This is a genomic window from Companilactobacillus muriivasis (assembly GCF_036246245.1).
GTDB classification, from domain to species: Bacteria; Bacillota; Bacilli; order Lactobacillales; family Lactobacillaceae; genus Companilactobacillus; species Companilactobacillus muriivasis.
The window spans coordinates 117,458-134,202 of the sequence record NZ_BTTQ01000008.1 but is presented as its reverse complement, the minus strand read 5'-3'; the positions used below and the strand labels follow the sequence as shown (position 1 = coordinate 134,202).

11 protein-coding genes are annotated in these 16,745 nt (G+C 37.5%); 4 read left to right on the top strand and 7 right to left on the bottom strand.

Features of this window, described 5'->3' with window-relative positions:
• Positions 1–37: 37 nt before the first annotated feature.
• Together AAA923_RS09900 and AAA923_RS09895 are read right to left on the bottom strand one after the other, a co-directional pair.
• Entirely contained in the window at positions 38–2,731 is a 2,694-nt protein-coding gene (locus tag AAA923_RS09900; protein ID WP_338216755.1) for an alpha-mannosidase, read from the bottom strand.
• A 13-nt stretch (positions 2,732–2,744) separates the two neighbouring features.
• A complete protein-coding gene (locus tag AAA923_RS09895; protein WP_435890174.1) occupies positions 2,745–4,037 on the bottom strand; it encodes a glycoside hydrolase family 125 protein in 1,293 nt (430 codons plus the stop codon).
• Positions 4,038–4,158: 121 nt separating this feature from the next.
• Here AAA923_RS09895 and AAA923_RS09890 point away from each other — a divergent pair, with 121 nt between their 5' ends.
• Complete coding sequence (locus AAA923_RS09890) at positions 4,159–5,202, top strand: GntR family transcriptional regulator (protein ID WP_338216753.1); 1,044 nt, start codon at positions 4,159–4,161, stop codon at positions 5,200–5,202.
• A 2-nt stretch (positions 5,203–5,204) separates the two neighbouring features.
• On the top strand, positions 5,205–7,361 hold the full coding sequence (locus tag AAA923_RS09885; protein ID WP_338216751.1) for a GH92 family glycosyl hydrolase: 2,157 nt from the start codon (positions 5,205–5,207) through the stop codon (positions 7,359–7,361).
• A gap of 59 nt (positions 7,362–7,420) precedes the next feature.
• Here AAA923_RS09885 and AAA923_RS09880 read toward each other — a convergent pair whose 3' ends face one another.
• From AAA923_RS09880 to AAA923_RS09870, 3 genes are all read right to left on the bottom strand, one after another.
• Positions 7,421–8,041 carry a L,D-transpeptidase gene (locus AAA923_RS09880; protein ID WP_338216750.1) on the bottom strand — a complete coding sequence of 207 codons (621 nt, stop codon included), beginning with the start codon at positions 8,039–8,041 and terminating at the stop codon, positions 7,421–7,423.
• Between the two features lie 667 nt (positions 8,042–8,708).
• Positions 8,709–10,049, bottom strand: a complete 1,341-nt coding sequence (locus AAA923_RS09875; protein WP_338216748.1) for a glucose-6-phosphate isomerase — start codon at positions 10,047–10,049, stop codon at positions 8,709–8,711.
• 55 nt (positions 10,050–10,104) lie between these two features.
• Positions 10,105–10,725, bottom strand: coding sequence for a VanZ family protein (locus AAA923_RS09870; protein ID WP_338216800.1), 621 nt, complete (start codon positions 10,723–10,725; stop codon positions 10,105–10,107).
• A 112-nt stretch (positions 10,726–10,837) separates the two neighbouring features.
• Between AAA923_RS09870 and AAA923_RS09865 the strand changes: the two genes are divergently transcribed.
• Positions 10,838–12,988 carry an LTA synthase family protein gene (locus AAA923_RS09865; RefSeq protein ID WP_338216746.1) on the top strand — a complete coding sequence of 717 codons (2,151 nt, stop codon included), beginning with the start codon at positions 10,838–10,840 and terminating at the stop codon, positions 12,986–12,988.
• Positions 12,989–13,590: 602 nt separating this feature from the next.
• The gene (locus AAA923_RS09860; RefSeq protein ID WP_338216743.1) at positions 13,591–15,732 is read left to right on the top strand and encodes an LTA synthase family protein; all 2,142 of its coding nucleotides are present in this window, start codon (positions 13,591–13,593) and stop codon (positions 15,730–15,732) included.
• Positions 15,733–15,905: 173 nt separating this feature from the next.
• Here the strand turns inward: AAA923_RS09860 and AAA923_RS09855 are convergent, their stop codons facing one another.
• Together AAA923_RS09855 and AAA923_RS12340 are read right to left on the bottom strand one after the other, a co-directional pair.
• Positions 15,906–16,529 carry a GyrI-like domain-containing protein gene (locus tag AAA923_RS09855; protein ID WP_338216741.1) on the bottom strand — a complete coding sequence of 208 codons (624 nt, stop codon included), beginning with the start codon at positions 16,527–16,529 and terminating at the stop codon, positions 15,906–15,908.
• Between the two features lie 85 nt (positions 16,530–16,614).
• A complete protein-coding gene (locus AAA923_RS12340) occupies positions 16,615–16,743 on the bottom strand; it encodes a hypothetical protein (RefSeq protein ID WP_366150651.1) in 129 nt (42 codons plus the stop codon).
• Positions 16,744–16,745 lie beyond the last annotated feature (2 nt).

Here is a 16,745-nt window from a genome sequence, read left to right as displayed (position 1 = left end):
TTATAGTCTATTTATCGTTAATCAAATTTCATTAAATCTAAAACTTGTAACTTCTGATTTCTGCTGGACGTAAAACCTTCACATCCCTATCATCTATTTTTTCTTCTAAAAAGTTCACTGTTTCAGCTTTTGATAACATATCAGCTTCAACATTTGATTCGTTTTTAGTCAAATTGTAACCACGTAGAACATTCTTCTTACCATCTTCTGCTTGTTTCAAGCTTGTTACAGCAAGGTTTTCAGCATTCAAACTAATAAACGCATCAATTGACTTTCTATTTCCATCGTGAATTCCTGTTTGAACTGCTTGAATTTCGACTTGGTTATTTCTGGCCTTTTGGTATGAGTCAACTTGACTTTCTTCTGATCCATCTTGGAATGAAAGGCTGTATTCTCCTGAATATTCACCTAAACATTGAGCTTCCGGCGTTTCAAAGTAGCCCCAATCGCCCATTTCGCCGGTACAACGTAATAGTGTGATGGCAATTGTATTATCTTCAGGTAGAATTTCGTATTCATTCAAGCCAAAGTTTCCAATTGTTACACCATTTTTGTCATCGTGAATATTAACAAATGCTTGTTCATGTTGTGGATTAGTTGGATTTTGCCATGTATCGTTTACAGCATTCGGGCGTTCAACTACTTCATAAATTGACTCTGCCACATGCTTATCTGTCTTCAAATTGGTCTTAAATAGTACTCGCACGCGGTGATCTTTTACTTGATTATTGAATGATGTCTTGAAATTCAATTGGTCAGAATCCTTCGACATTGTAATTGTTGTGGTAAAAGTCACTGGCATGGTCTTTTCAGAACGGTTGGCGATTCGCTTAGTTATATCAATTACTGCTTGTTGTTCATATGCTAAACGTTCGTCGGCGGAAACTGGCAAGTTCATTGTTTGAACTAATTCAATTTCGACACCCAAACTATTATTACTTATAACTTTGACAGCCACTGGACTATCTGAAGAAAGAATTGTCTTCTTGTCAGCTGATTGGCGATAGATATATTCATTTCCAATGTCACCAGTATCTTCAAAAATCAACTGATCATCGTATTCGTGGTTTGTTTTCTTGTCCAAAATATTCAAACTACCATCATGCTTGATTGCTACTTTAAGATAGTCATTTTCTAGTACATTATTCGTTTCGTCAAAAATTGTTGGTTCTTCACTTGGCAATTGTTCTGAATCAGCCTTGATCAATGCCAATGTTTCCCAAGCAAATGCTGGCATTGCTGACATATTAACTTGAACGGTCACATAGAGTGCCATGTAAGGAATTCTAAACTTAGTTTTTGGTAAGTCATAGCCAAAACGGACATTAGTCCCAACAAGATTAAAAGGAACACGTTGGCCTTTGGAATTAATAACTTCTAAGGCTGGTAAAGCCTGTTCTTCTGCCTTCATTTTTTCAAATTGGGCATCTGGTCTGCCATCGGCAAATAGTGCTCGGTCCCATTCAATTTCAACTGTCTTCAATTCAGTTTTTTCGTAACCATTCGTATTTAGCAGAACAAATGGCTTACTGTCTTCTGGGAAAATAGTTGTATTAATTTGTGATGCAATTGTATCGAGTGCTTCTTTAGCAACAAATTGGCGGACTTCTTGTGACTTTTCAAATCTTGTCATCATTTCACGGTGAACTGCATCAACTGAACAGCCACAAATACTATCATGAGGATTATTTTGCAACAAAGTTTTCCATGCATAACGTAATTGGTCATGTGGATAAGCTGTTTTTTCTTGGTCATAAGCTATAGTTGCCAAAGGTTCCGCAATGTTTTCCAATTGACGTTCAACTTTGGTATTAAATTGTTTCAAATAAATCCGAGAAGAAGCTGTATTAGCCAATGTATACCAGCCATCAGTTTCTTGACTTGTCAATTCGCCATCAACTGAACCGAGATCTTCCGGTACACTTTCAGCCACAGCGGCTAAATAATCGTCAAAATTAGAGTGGATAAACTCGTAATCAGGATACAATTCTTGAGCTACTTTTAGAGCTTCAATAACATCTTGTTGGACTGGTTGGTGGTCAACACCATTCATCATCAACAGATTGTCAGTTGAAGCATATTTTTCAACATCAGCTAATTTTTCAGCCCAGTATTTTTTGGCAGCCACTTTATCCACGGGAATTTCGTTACCATTGCTATACCAATTAGCAAATAGAATACTCAAGACCTTGGAATTATCGGGTCCCTTCCACCACATTTCTGAATATTGAGAAGCGTATTTTTCATTGTCAAAGACTTGGTTATTTAACCCGGTTGGCTTCACACCACGTCCAAAGGCAGCGTATTTCAAATCAGCTAACTTCAACATTTGAGCCGTTTGTCCCATATTTCCAAAAGTATCTGGGAAGTAACCTAAATCAACTGGCTTGCCCCACTTCTTGGAATCTTGGTTACCAATCAACATATCACGAGCATTGGCCTCACCACTGATCAAAAAATCATCTTGCAAGATATAAAATGGACCAACTCGGAGCTTGCCTTGTTCAACTAAAGCTTTTACTTCAGCCTCTTTTTCTGGTCTAACTTGTAAATAATCGTCCAGAATAATTGTTTGTCCGTCTAAGTGAAAACTATTAAATTCTGGCTCTCTTTTAAATAATTCTAGCAAGTCGTCCATCAATTTAACTAAACGCATATGATGATGTTCATATCCCATATACCATTCACGATCCCAGTGACTGTGTGAAACAACGAATACTTTCTTTTTCATGTTTTTTCTACCTTTATTCTTTAATTTTGTAGTCGAAATAGTTTAAGAATAGTTCGCAATACATCATATTGGCCCAAGAGAACCATTCACGTGTATATTCTTTTGGATTATCAACATTGAATCCTTCATGCATCATGTTAGTTCCGGCAGTTGTTTGAACCATATTTTCCAATAAACGAGCTTTCTCAGTCTGATCATTTGATGTCAAACCTTGAATTGCCAAGGCAATATGCCAAATATAATTCTTAGGTGTGTGCGGACTGCCCAAGCCCTTGCCATATTTTCCGGCATAATAATAAGGATTTTCCGGACTTAAAATAGTTTTTCTAGTATTTATATAAGTGGAATCGTCTAAGTCTACGTAATGTAAGTATGGAGCACTCAATAAATTAGGAACGTTCCCGTCATCCATAATTAAATAATTGCCCAAGCCATCAGTTTCATAGGTATAAATTCTTTCTCCAGCTGCGTTAGTAGTCGTGCCATATTCTTCAATTCCAGCTCTAATTTCTGTCTGAAGTTTCTTAGCACGGTCAACAATTTTTTCATCATTCAAAACACTACTAAAAATTTCTTGCACGTAATCTAAAACCAACACAGCAAACATATTGGCAGGTACTAAATATCCGTAGACACAAGCATCATCACTCGGACGAAAGGCTGACCAAATCATCCCTGTTTCCTTAACTGGTGAGCCCAAGCCATTATGAGTCAGTGTATCTTCAGGCCGGTCATCATCTCGTTCAAAACGATATTCTGACTTAGTCATATGATGTTGCTCAGTTTCAAAAACCGTTAACATTTTTTTGATTCCACTGATGAAATCTGCATCGAAATGATCAATTCGACCAGTGTTTTTGAATAATAGATATGCCAATTGAACTGGGAAACAGAGTGAATCAATTTCAAATTTACGTTCCCAAATCCAAGGTGTCATTTCAGTGTGATCTTTTTGGTGACCAGCATTGTTAGGTTCATTATTGAATGCATTGGCATAAGGATCATGATTCATATTGAAGAATTGACGTTTAATAACGCCACGGATAAAATCAGATACTTCCGGAATCTGTTGCGCCATAACTAAATATGGACGAACTTGGCAAGTTGAATCACGCTGCCACATTGCTGGAATATCTCCCGTCAAAATGAAATTATCATCATCCGCAATCTTTTTAACTGTCGTTTCAAGTGTATTAGCATAGGTAACATTGAAGACTTTGGCCCAATCGGCATGCTCTACACCGGCCTTTTCAGTAACCTCTGACATAAATTGTTTAATCTCTGGTGAAATCATTTGTTTTGTCAATTTTGAATCCTCCAATTGATATATCATTTGTCCAATCAGTATAATGCATACGTTTACAAAAAACTAGTTCTTTTTTCAATATTTTGTGCTATATTATATGCAACAGAAAGGATTTGGACATATGGAACCGAAATATAAGCTGATATATCAAAGTTTAAAAGACGATATAATTAATCAAAAATATTCAATTGGAGATAAACTTCCCAGTGAAATTCAACTAGCTGCTGATTATCAAGTTAGTCGCATCACATCCAAACGTGCTTTAACTGAATTGGAAAACGATGGTTTGGTCACACGTCAAGCCGGAGTTGGGACAATTGTTCAGAAAGCTGAACTAGAAACTCCACAAAAAAAAGAGATTATTTTCGTAATCCCTTTTGCTAACAATAATGAATTCGGCGACTACACCAATGGTTTGCTACAAGTCTTGGGCGATAAATATCAATTAACTACTATCACTAATGAAGTCTTTCGCAAACTGCCGATTGATCGGATAAAATCTGCCGAAGGTGTCATTTACTACATCGAAACACTCAACAAAGAAATTGAAACGATTACTAATTTATATCTTCACAACGTGCCAATTGTTATCTTGGATAAATTCTTCGAAGACTTGCCAATTCCCGCTGTGACTTCAGATAACTTTAACGGTGGCTACTTAGCAACTAAAGAACTGTTGAAGAATAAACATCAAAACATCTCATACTTGATGGTCACGCCCAAGTTGAGTGAGGCATCAGTTAGATCGCGCTTCTTCGGCTATCTTTCAGCATTGAATGAAAAACAGACTGTTCCTTCAGTTTTGAAAATCAATCTGGAACAGGACGATGATTTAACCGAACTAGTTCAACAGATTAAGGATAACAACATCACTGCACTAGTCATCGAAAATGATGTTGTCGCCATTAAAATCATGAACGAACTGCGCGACTTCGATATCAAAATTCCCCAAGATATTTCCATTGTTGGTTTTGATAATATTCAAGCCTCAAAACTTAGCTACCCTGCTCTGACGACAATTGATCAAAACTTCGTTTCGTTAGGTCAACACTCGGCTAAGATATTACTAAAAATCATCACCGACCCAGCCTACATTGCACCAGAAAGAACCGTTATTCCGGTTACTCTAATCAACCGTCAATCAATTCAAAAGCTAGGAGACTAATAATGCAAGTTTCACAAATCGACACTCGACAAGGTACTAACAACACTGCTGATTTTTCACATGGGAATACACTTCCATATACGGGTGTTCCCTTCGGAATGAATTATTTCGTTCCACAAACTACTTTTGAAGATACATCTTGGTACTTCTCACCGACTTCACATCAATTTGCTGGGATTAAAATTACTCACCAACCTAGTCCTTGGATTGGAGATTTCTCAGCTTTCACATTATCCAGTGCAACTGGAAAAATCGATTTAAGCAGTAAATCCTTTGATCAAGTTGGTTCTTATCGGCCAGATGAGGCTACTTTTAACCCTCACCAAGTTTCAATCTACGATCAAAGATATGAAGTTTGCACACAAGTTGCCCCCACTGAATATGGAGCAATTTTCAAATACAGCTTTGATCGAAATGAGCCTAAAGTTATTGTTCACATCCCTAAAAAAGGTCAGTTCAAATTAAACTCCAATCAAGATGAGTTAGAGTTACTTGTTCAAAACTTCGATGCTCACTTCAACGACGATTTTAGATTTTACGCTAAGTTGAAATTCGACCGTAAGATTCAATCGACTGTAACTATGCATCAGACTGATCCAGACTTCGATTCAATGATTTTATCATTCGAAAATACTGATGAAATCAACGTACGTTTGGCAACATCATTTATCGACTTTGACCAAGCTACTGTTGCCTTAAATCGCTTGAATGATTCCAGTTTTGAAGACGTTAAAAAAACAGCTCAAGACAGTTGGCAACATTACCTAGATTTAGTCGATGTGACCGACAGAAATCGTGCTAAAGTTTCGACTTTCTATCACTGTCTATACCGCTTTTTCCTATTCCCACAAAAATGTTATGAAATTGATGAAAATGATGAGCCAATTCATTATGATCTCTATAATAACGAAGTAAAACCAGGTTATTTATATATGAATAATGGTTTTTGGGATACAAGTAAGAGTGTTTACCCACTATTCTCACTGTTAGCTAAGGATGAGTACCATCAAATGCTTCTAGGATTCTACAACAGCTTCTTAGAGAGCGGTTATCTACCTAAATGGCTTGCTCCCGAGGAACGTGGAATGATGCCTGGTACCTTGATTGATGCCGTTATCGCTGATGCTTCAGTTAAAGGGATTTTGACACAAGGCGAGATGCAACAGTTCTTAGATGCCATGCTTAAGAGTGCTAATGTTGAAAGTTCTGATGAACGTTTAGGCAGAGTTGGTATGGGTGACTTTAATTCATACGGTTATCTTCCATTCGACAAATACAAGGAATCAGTTAACCAAACGCTCGACTATACTTTCAGTGATTTTTGTATTTCACAGGTTGCCAAATTAGTTGGTAATGACGAATTAGCGGCCAAATATGAAAAAACAGCTTTAAACTACCAAAATATTTTCGACCCTAAAACTGGCTTGATGCGTCCAAAGGATTCAGAAGGCGAATTCAAACCTGACTTTGACTCCATTAGTTGGGGCGACGATTACACTGAAGGTAGTTCTTGGCAAAATAGTTTTGCTGTTTACCATGATATTAATGGCCTCAAGAGCCTTTACAGTAAAGACTTAACTTTCGAACAGACGTTAATTAAATTGGCTAACCAAAAACCAAGTTTCAACGTTGGTGGCTATGGTTTCCAAATTCATGAAATGGCGGAAATGTCTGCCATCGACTTTGGGCAAATCGCCATTTCCAATCAACCAAGTTTCCACCTTCCATACTTATTCACCTACACAGACCACCCAGAATATACTCAACTGTTGGTCAAACAATTATCAAACCAATTCAACGACTCAATTGATGGCTATCCCGGAGATGAGGACAACGGCTCAATGTCAGCCTGGTATGTCTTCTCCTGTCTTGGTTTCTACCCTGTTTGCCCAGGATCAGACGAATATGTCTTTGGTATCTCACAATTCGATAAAATTGTCTTGAACATTCAAGGTAGTAAAAAATTCACTATCCGTTCAAAACGTAACTATCCTCAAAATCAATTTGTGGAATCACGCATATTAAATGGTGAAAAGTTAGCACAACGTTTTATAAAACAAGCTCAATTGACATCTGGCGGCGAACTCGTTTCAAACTTATGTTTATTGCCTGCAGATGCTAGCAACGAAGAATTGCCATTCTCATTAAGCACCAACTAAAAAAGCCCTCGGTAAATCAAATTATGATTTACTGAGAGCTTTTTGCATGTCTTCAATTTTTATTTAACGATGACTTTCATACCGTCAGGAACAGTAGTGTTAATCCATTTAGCATCAGGAATCGTTAATCTGACACAACCATGACTTGAAGGTTCACCCAGTTTATGAGCTTCACTTTCAACATACTTGCCTTTTTCATCTGTCGGAACGGAGTGGAACAAATAAACGCCCCAGTCCTTGAAAGAAGTCCAATAATTGGCACCTTCCTTTGATTCAGCATTGTAGAAATGATCTCCACGATTCTGAATTTGGAAGTTTCCCTTTGGAGTTGGTGAATCCTTACTACCAGTGGCTGCTTTCATAGTGTAAAGAACATCATTATTATTTTTGATATAAACTCTTTGTTTAGCAATTGATACTTCGATATAAGCATCCTTATATTTATTTAAATCTGGATAAGCTTTCGATTCAGAGGGATGTTTCCATTCGTCCCAATCCTTCTTTTTGGCTGCAACTTTTTTGGCAACCTTAGCTTTAGCTTTCTTAGAAACTTTAGCTGTCTTAGACTCAGCCTCAACTGAGTCTGTACTATTAGCATTTACAGCAAAAGCAACAAGAGCGATTGCTAATACCCCGACAATGGCAATGACTGCCGTTATAATCTTTTTATTTTTAAGCATAAAATCCCCCGTGTTCTAATAATAATACAGGTATTAATATCGCACAATGGATTTTTCACTTATGTTAGGAATTTTGCCATCTCCAGAGCTGAGGGCGAGAATTTCGCCTGCTATGCGGACCGATTCGAGCCACAGTACGGTCTCGAATCTCGGTTTGAAGCCTTACCAAAAACCGGTAAGTCTCCAAACTCGCCCGGTGGTGTAATGGCTAAAGCCATAACACCACACCCACAGCGGGTGAATTCTCGCTCTCAGCTCTTCCGACTAATTCATTTTCTACATATTTGATCTATGTCTAAACTTTTGTATATATTTCGATTATTTATTTCTTAAGCCAATATTTAATTATTAACTAACTCATTAATCTAAATCCAATCCTAAATAATCAGAAGTCTTTGAGACAACTGACTTTCTTAAATACGTTAGCCTACGGGTTCCAGTGATGGAGACAGCTTTGAGAGTGGCGTTAGAGCAGTGAATTTCTGCTCTTACACCACTGACGTATTTTGAGATTTGCGGTTTATGCAAAGCTCAAAATCGAGGCGCGAGACCTTGGCTCGCACCGGTCCATAGCGTCGGAATCACTGGAACCCGTAGGCGGCAGTTTTTAAGACAAAAAAAAGGCAGTAGCCTAATAAAAGACTACTACCAAATTAATTATTATAAATTATAGACGCTTGTTTAATTCTTTACCTAGTTCTTCATAGCCAGGACGACCTAGAAGACCAAACATATTTCTCTTGTATGCTTCAACACCTGGTTGGTTGAATGGGTTAATACCGTTCAAGTAACCAGAAATACCAACAGCAATTTCGAAGAAGTACATCAAGTAACCTAAGTTAAAGGCATCTTGTTTTTCAATGTGAACTGACATAACAGGAACGCCACCGTCAGTATGTGCAAGAACAACACCTTCGTAAGCCTTCTTGTTAACAAAGTCCATTGACTTGTTTTCCAAGTACTTCAAGCCGTCAAGATTATCCTTTTCGGCAGGGATTGTAACATCATGTCTTGGTGTGTCGATTAGAACAACAGTTTCCATAAGGTTACGACGACCTTCTTGGATATATTGACCTAATGAGTGCAAGTCAGTTGAGAAGTTAGCTGATGATGGGTAGATACCCTTTTGATCTTTACCTTCAGATTCACCCATCAATTGCTTCCACCATTCGCCAAAGTATTGAACGTTTGGTTCGTAGTTTTCTAGCAATTCTGTTGTGTAACCTTTACGGTATAAGATATTTCTCAAAGCAGCATACTTGTAAGCATCGTTCTTTGTAAGATCGGCTGATGAATAGTCTTCACGTGATTGTGCAGCACCTTCCATCAACTTGTCAATGTCGATACCAGCAACGGCGATTGGCAATAGACCAACGGCTGTAAGAACTGAGAAACGACCACCGATATCATCAGGAACAACGAATTCTTCGTAGCCTTCAGCATCTGATTCTGTCTTCAAAGCACCCTTAGCACGGTCTGTTGTAGCATAGATACGGCCTTTGGCACCATCAACACCATATTTTTCAATCAATTTAGCTTTCAAAATACGGAAAGCGATTGAAGGTTCTGTAGTTGTACCAGATTTTGAAATAACGTTGATACTGAAGTCACGGTCACCGATAACTTCTAGTAAATCAGCAATGTAGTTTGGAGAAATTGAGTTACCACAGAAGTAAACTTCTGGGACATCTTTTTCATTCTTAACGTTATAGAATGATGAGCTTAGGAAGTCGATTGCAGCACGGGCACCTAAGTATGAACCACCAATACCAATTCCGATAAATACTTCTGAATCAGATTGGATCTTTTTAGCAGCTTTCTTAATACGAGCAAATTCATCCTTGTCATAATCAACAGGCAAGTCGATGAAACCACGGAAGTCAGCACCGGCACCGGTACCCTTACGTAGTTCATCGTCAGCAGCTGTAACAAGTGCTTGCATTTCGCCAAGTTCATTATCTTGAATAAACTTGCTTAATTTTGAATCATCAAATTTAATTTGTGACATTTTCTCTCCTCCATATATATCGTCAAAACTAGATTAATCATTTTCGCAGAAAATTTCAAATTTTTATTAACTTTTTTATCCATTTTCCAACAAAATATAATAAATATCCGACCGCGGCTCCAAGAGTATTGAAGATCACATCATCAATGTCAGTGACTCCGGTGTTCAAAATGAACTGTAAAGTCTCAATTGAAGTTGAAATCAAGGCACCAATCAGGACAACCTGGAAGAATCCAAGGTGCTTTTTGGTCAATGCTGGGATAAATACTCCCATTGGTACGAACCACACAATGTTACCATATAAATTATAAAAAAAGTCAACTAACGATTGACCTTTTGATAATTTAAATGTTTCTACGAGCGGAATAATATTTATTTGGGACAATGGTCGATGGAAATAAAATTTGAATTGCCATAAGAAATAGCCATCCCGAAAAACTGTTAAAGCAAAAAGTAGGAAAACATAAAACGCAAAAACGGCCAACCCGAGTTCCCGGCCAAAGTTCGTCTTTTTGTTCTTAATTTTTATCCACAGAAACCTCAAGACAATAAAAAATAAGGTATACAATATTGCTTTATCAACAGCGTAAAAGGAAAGCCTAATCAATGGAAAATGATTGATTTTCATTGCATATAGCTTGTATATGTAATCATACAACGGTCCTAAAAATATCATTTTACTCATTCTTTCCCACTTTTTACCTATATCGTATTATACTAACAATTAAGCATTTTATTTAGGCTTTAAATAGATTTATTAAAGAAATTTTACAAAAAAGGAATTATCAATGAATAAATTAAAAAATATCCTCAATAAAAGACTAGGGTTCATGGGACTCCTAATCTTTTTCCTATGGTTTAAAACGGTCATTGCCTATTACGCCGATTTTTCACTAGGCGTTTCGGACCCGTTACAACATTTGATTTTGATCATCAATCCGGTTGCAACAGCCGTTATCTTACTCAGTATAGCGTTATACATAACCCGTTCCAAAGCATCTTACATCGTTATGGGCGTTATATATGTCTTAGAATCAGCCCTACTTTACGGGAATATTCTTTACTATCGTGAGTTCAGCGATTTTCTATCATTCAACACGATTGCCGGAGTTTCTAAAGTTTCCAAAGGCCTCGGTGGCAGTGCTGCCAATATGATGCAGCCACATGATTTTATTTATGGTTTAGATTTCATTATTATCGCTATATTGTTACTTACCCATTATATCAAAATTGACGCCAGACCAATGAGAAAATTAACAGCAATTGCAACAACTTTTTTGGGAATCTTTTTATTCTCACTTAATTTAACAATTGCCGAGAGTAATCGCCCACAACTACTCGGTCGAACCTTTGATCGCGCCTATATCGTCAAGTACTTGGGACTCAACACTTTTCTAGCTTATGATTCCATCAAAACGGTTCAAAACAATCAAGTTCGTTCGGAAGCTGTCGGAACTGATATGGACGATGTGCTTTCCTATACCAAACAAAATTATGCCAAGCCAAATCCCAAATATTTTGGTGAAGCTAAAGGAAAGAACATTATTATTATCCATTTGGAAAGTTTCCAACAATTTTTGATCAACGACAAAGTCAATGGTCAAGAAGTTACCCCATTTTTGAACAGCCTCTATAACGATAAAAATACGATATCATTCGATAATTTTTATCATGAAGTTGGTCAAGGTAAAACAAGTGACGCTGAAAATATGCTTGAAACTGGCCTCTTCGGATTACCCGAGGGATCACTTTTCTCAAAGCTTGGTACTGACAATACCTTCCAAGCTGCTCCTGCCATTCTGGGACAAAAAGAAGGTTATACCAGTGCTGTTTTTCATGGTAATGTCGGTAGTTTCTGGAATCGTGACAACGTTTATAAAAACATGGGTTACGACTACTTCTTTGATTCCAGTTACTACAATAAAACTGCCGATTCAAGTATGCAATATGGTATGAAAGATAAATTGATGCTTTCCGAAAGTGCCAAGTATCTCGAACAATTGCAACAACCGTTTTACGCCAAATTTATCACCGTTACCAACCATTATCCGTTCGATTTACCAGATGAAGATAACGATGGCTTCCAGGCTCCAAATACCGATAACAGCGCAGTTAATAACTACTTTGTCACAGCTCATTATTTGGATAATGCCTTAAAAGAATTCTTCGATTATCTGAAATCTAGTGGGATTTATGACAATTCAATGATTGTCCTTTACGGTGATCACTACGGACTTTCCAACAGTCAAAATACTGCTCTAGCACCATTAGTTGGTGTCGACAGCAGTGACTGGACTGAATTCAATGACTCGCAAATGCAAAAAGTTCCATTTATGATTCATATGAAAGGTCTCAAAGGTGGCATCAATCACACATATGGTGGCGAAATTGATGTTTTACCAACTATTCTCCACATGGCGGGTATCAATACTAAACAGTATGTTCAATTAGGAACCGACTTATTATCGAAGAATCACAGTCAAATCGTGGCTTTCCGTAATAAGAACTTTATTACACCAAACTACACTGTCTTAAAAGATAGCGATGGCAATCCTCAAGTCTTCAAAAATAGTACTGGTGAACAAGTTGATCTTGATCAGAATCCTGTTTTGAAAGAAAAAGTTGCTAAATGGCAAGATGCCGTTAATACTAAGTTGAAATTATCCGATACTATTAATAACAAGAATCTATTACGTTTCTATACGCCAACAGGCTTCACACCAATCGATTCCAAGGATTACAGTTATCAAAACGAAATCCAGAGATTAGTTAAAACACGTGATGACCTCGGTTTGAAATCAACCAGTGTTTATTCTAAGAATGGCAATAAAACAACTACTAACATGTACAATACCGACGCTCCGGAGTTAAATGGTGATCGAACTGTAATCGACAGTTGGTCCAGTATTCTCAAGGGCAATAACGATTCATCAAATTAAGTCAGCAAACGCTGGCTTTTTTTATTGCTGGAAATAACGTATTATTAACCGGTGGGTCTTTTGGTGGTCTGCCGCCGAAGGTGGACATCAAGGCAGTCGCTATGGGGACCGGTCCGAGCCAAGGTCTCGAACCTCGCTTTGAAGCCTTGCAAAATACACAAGTCTCCAAAGTCGCCCCGTGGTGTAATGGCTAAAGCCATAACGCCACCTTCACAGCAGACTGCCTTGATGTCCACCTTCGGCTAATTTATTTGTATGGATACTTATTTCTACATTAATCTGATTATCATTAAAACTTAGTCATTTCCATTAGGAACAAAAAAACATTTAATTGCTGATTAATAGACATAACAAATATCAACACCAAAACAAATAATCAAAAAACTAGCGGGCGGGTGTAAGAGATGAAGACCGCAGTGGTAGTGCTGTTAGGCTGGCGATTTTCCAGTCTTACAGCACAGGACGTCTTTTGAAATTCGAGTGGTTTTCTCGAAGTTCAAAAGCGAGGGTCGAGACCGCACTTCGGCTCGAGCCGGTCCCACAGCAGGCTTCATCTCTTGCACCCGCCTGCGGCATGGTACTTTTTAGTTACGAGGAAAAACATGAAAAAAATTCAATCCATTTTAAACACGAGACTAGGTTTTCTAACCTTGTTGGTTCTCTGTTTATGGTACAAATCAGTTCTTGCGTACTTCATGGGATTTTCACTTGCCATCAATAACCTTTGGCAATACTTCTTTATCATCGTGAATCCCTTCGCAACAACTGTTCTTTTGTTGAGTTTGGCACTTTACCTTAATAAGCCGAAACTCTCCTACATCGTTATGGGTATTATTCATATTGTGGATACCATCTTTATTTACGCAAACATCCTTTATTATCGTGAAAACGGTGACTTTCTATCTGTCAGCACTATTACAGGTGTTTCAAAAGTTGCTAAGGGTCTTGGTAAAAGTACCGCTAGTGCCATGCAATTCAGCGATATCTTCTACTTCATTGACCTCATAATAATAATTATTTTGTTCGCTACTCACTTTATAAAAATTGATAAACGACCTTTTCGAAAAGTCACTGCTTTAGCAACTACTTGTTTAGGTCTGGCGCTATTCTCAGCCGATTTGGCAGGCTCTGAAGCCAATCGTCCCCAATTACTTGGGAAAACCTTTGACCACTCTTATATCGTCAAATACTTAGGTATTAACAGCTTTCTAGCCTATGATTCGGTTCGTTCAATTCAAAATGATCAAGTACGTTCTAGTGCCACCGAGACTGAAGTTGATACAGTACTCGACTATACCAAGGACCATTACGCTGCCCCTAACGCTCAATACTTCGGCAAGGCCAATGGCAAAAATATTATCGTCATTCATTTGGAAAGCTTTGAACAATTTTTAATCGGTATGAAGATTAATGGTCAAGAAGTTACACCATTTCTAAACAGTCTTTACAATGACCAAAACACCCTTTCCTATGATAACTTCTTCAACCAAGTTGGAGGCGGACGGACAAGTGACGCTGAAACAATGCTTGAATCTGACCTCTTTGGATTACCTGAAGGATCATTCTTCCAGAAACTCGGTGGAGACAATACTTTCCAATCTGCTCCTGCTATTTTGCAGCAACAAAAAAACTACACGAGTGCCGTTTTCCACGGTAATATCGGTAGTTTCTGGGGACGAAATGTAACTTATAAGAATATGGGATATAACTACTTCTTTGATGAAACCTATTACGATACTAAAGACCCTGATACCTTGTCGTTGAACGGTTACGGTGTCAAAGATAAGATTTTATTTGCGGAAGGTGCCAAGTATCTTGAACAGATGCAACAGCCTTTCTACACTAAATTTTTAACTATTACCAATCACGTTGGCTATCAATTTTCAGATGAAGACAATGCCGATTTCCAAACTGCTGATAATCCTAATCCAACCGTTAATAGCTATTTCAAAACAGCTCATTATTTGGACAAGTCGGTTGAAGAATTTTTCAATTATCTCAAAGCTTCTGGCTTGGACAAAAATACCATGGTTGTCTTATACGGAGACCACTACGGCCTGAATGATACGCAACACAAGGCACTTTCAACTATGGTCGGTAAAACACCCGACACTTGGACTAAATTCAATGATACGCAAATGCAACGAGTTCCATTTATGATTCATATGGACGGCCTAAAAGGTGGTATCAAACATACTTACGGTGGCGAAATTGACATCTTACCTACTATCCTACATTTAGCCGGAGTTAATACGAAACAGTACGTTCAACTTGGAACTGACTTACTTTCGAAACATCATAGTCAAATTGTTGCCTTTAGAAATAAGGATTTCATCACACCACAATACACAGTCTTCCGCAATGGTGGCGCAAGTACGCAAGTTTATTCCAACGCTACTGGCGAAAAAATTGATATGCGCAATAATCCAGAACTTTTGACGAAAATTGATCGATGGGAATATGACGTTGATTTACAGCTAAAGACTTCAGATAATATCAATAATAAAAACTTGTTGAGATTCTATACACCAAGCGGATTTAATCCTGTCAATCCGGCTAATTATTCATATCAAAATCAAGTTCAACAGATGGAAAAAATTCGAAATGATTTAGGCGATAAATCAACTAGCCTTTATTCTAAGAATGGTAATAAATCTACGACTGACCTCTACAATACTGATTCAGTTCAATTGCAGGATGATCGAACTCCGATTGATAGTTGGTCATATTTGAATAAGAAATAACAAAAGAGTGTGACAAAATATGGTCAGCTTTAGAGCATTAAAGTAAAAAATCCTAGTAATCCGATTTTGGATTACTAGGATTTTTTGTTTTGAGTGGAAAAGGATATGTTTTGTTGCACGTTTATACTGCCACATTTAAAACAAAATTAGTTATGTCACAGCCCCTTTTGATACTATTTAATTTCATATCTTAAAATTGTTTTCAACTTTTCTGGGGCAACACGTCTGGCGTCCGATAAATAAATTTCTCGATGAATCTTTGAAACACGTTGTTTCTGATTTTCTGCCACAAATTCGTCAATCCTTTTAAAACTGGCAGGTTCATCATCATACTTTCCAACATGCAAGATTTGAGCAACTTCTTTAGCAGGATATTCTTTTATTTCAATGTCTGAAATCTCAGGTAAATTCTTCTTTTTCTTAACGTCTTCCAAAGTTGGTTGAATCAATTCATCTGGCACAAATTCAGGGATTCGAATCATGATGTCATAACTGAATTCATTTTTGTCCAAATGATCCATCTTTTGACCTTTTTTAGTCAATGACCAGACACCCTCCAATGGAAAAACTACATAATCTTCATATTCCACATCCCTATCAATACAAAATCTTTTATAGGCACCCTTGATTCCATAGGCAGATGGATAAAGTGTCTGAATTTTTTGAGCAAATTCAGGACCGTTAGGATTTCCAATTCCATGTAATGAAATGAACTTTTGTTTAGGAACCGTCAAAATTACTGGTTGTTTCTTAGTTGAATACAAATTTTTTTCCTGTTTACGCCACTCATACTTCATGATTTAATCCTCACTAAATTGCTATTTAAACTCATTAAATCAAAAAGAAACCTAGTAATCAACGATGACCACTAGGCTAATTAATTTATACTAATGAAATTTTATCTGCGCTTACAAACTCATTAGTAGCAACACGATAATATTTCTGACCATTAATCATTGTGTATCTATCTGTGAACCAATCACTCGAAGGCCCTAAAGCCCGGTCAGTGATTT

What these genes read in the sequence shown, in the direction of transcription:
- AAA923_RS09855 (WP_338216741.1), bottom strand. Translation starts at nt 16,529, where the DNA reads ATGAAGTATGAGTGGCGTAAACAGGAAAAAAATTTGTATTCAACTAAG.
- AAA923_RS09890 (WP_338216753.1), top strand. Translation starts at nt 4,159, where the DNA reads ATGGAACCGAAATATAAGCTGATATATCAAAGTTTAAAAGACGATATA.
- AAA923_RS09900 (WP_338216755.1), bottom strand. Translation starts at nt 2,731, where the DNA reads ATGAAAAAGAAAGTATTCGTTGTTTCACACAGTCACTGGGATCGTGAA.
- AAA923_RS09875 (WP_338216748.1), bottom strand. Translation starts at nt 10,049, where the DNA reads ATGTCACAAATTAAATTTGATGATTCAAAATTAAGCAAGTTTATTCAA.
- AAA923_RS09860 (WP_338216743.1), top strand. Translation starts at nt 13,591, where the DNA reads ATGAAAAAAATTCAATCCATTTTAAACACGAGACTAGGTTTTCTAACC.
- AAA923_RS09885 (WP_338216751.1), top strand. Translation starts at nt 5,205, where the DNA reads ATGCAAGTTTCACAAATCGACACTCGACAAGGTACTAACAACACTGCT.
- AAA923_RS09870 (WP_338216800.1), bottom strand. Translation starts at nt 10,725, where the DNA reads ATGATATTTTTAGGACCGTTGTATGATTACATATACAAGCTATATGCA.
- AAA923_RS09880 (WP_338216750.1), bottom strand. Translation starts at nt 8,041, where the DNA reads ATGCTTAAAAATAAAAAGATTATAACGGCAGTCATTGCCATTGTCGGG.
- AAA923_RS09865 (WP_338216746.1), top strand. Translation starts at nt 10,838, where the DNA reads ATGAATAAATTAAAAAATATCCTCAATAAAAGACTAGGGTTCATGGGA.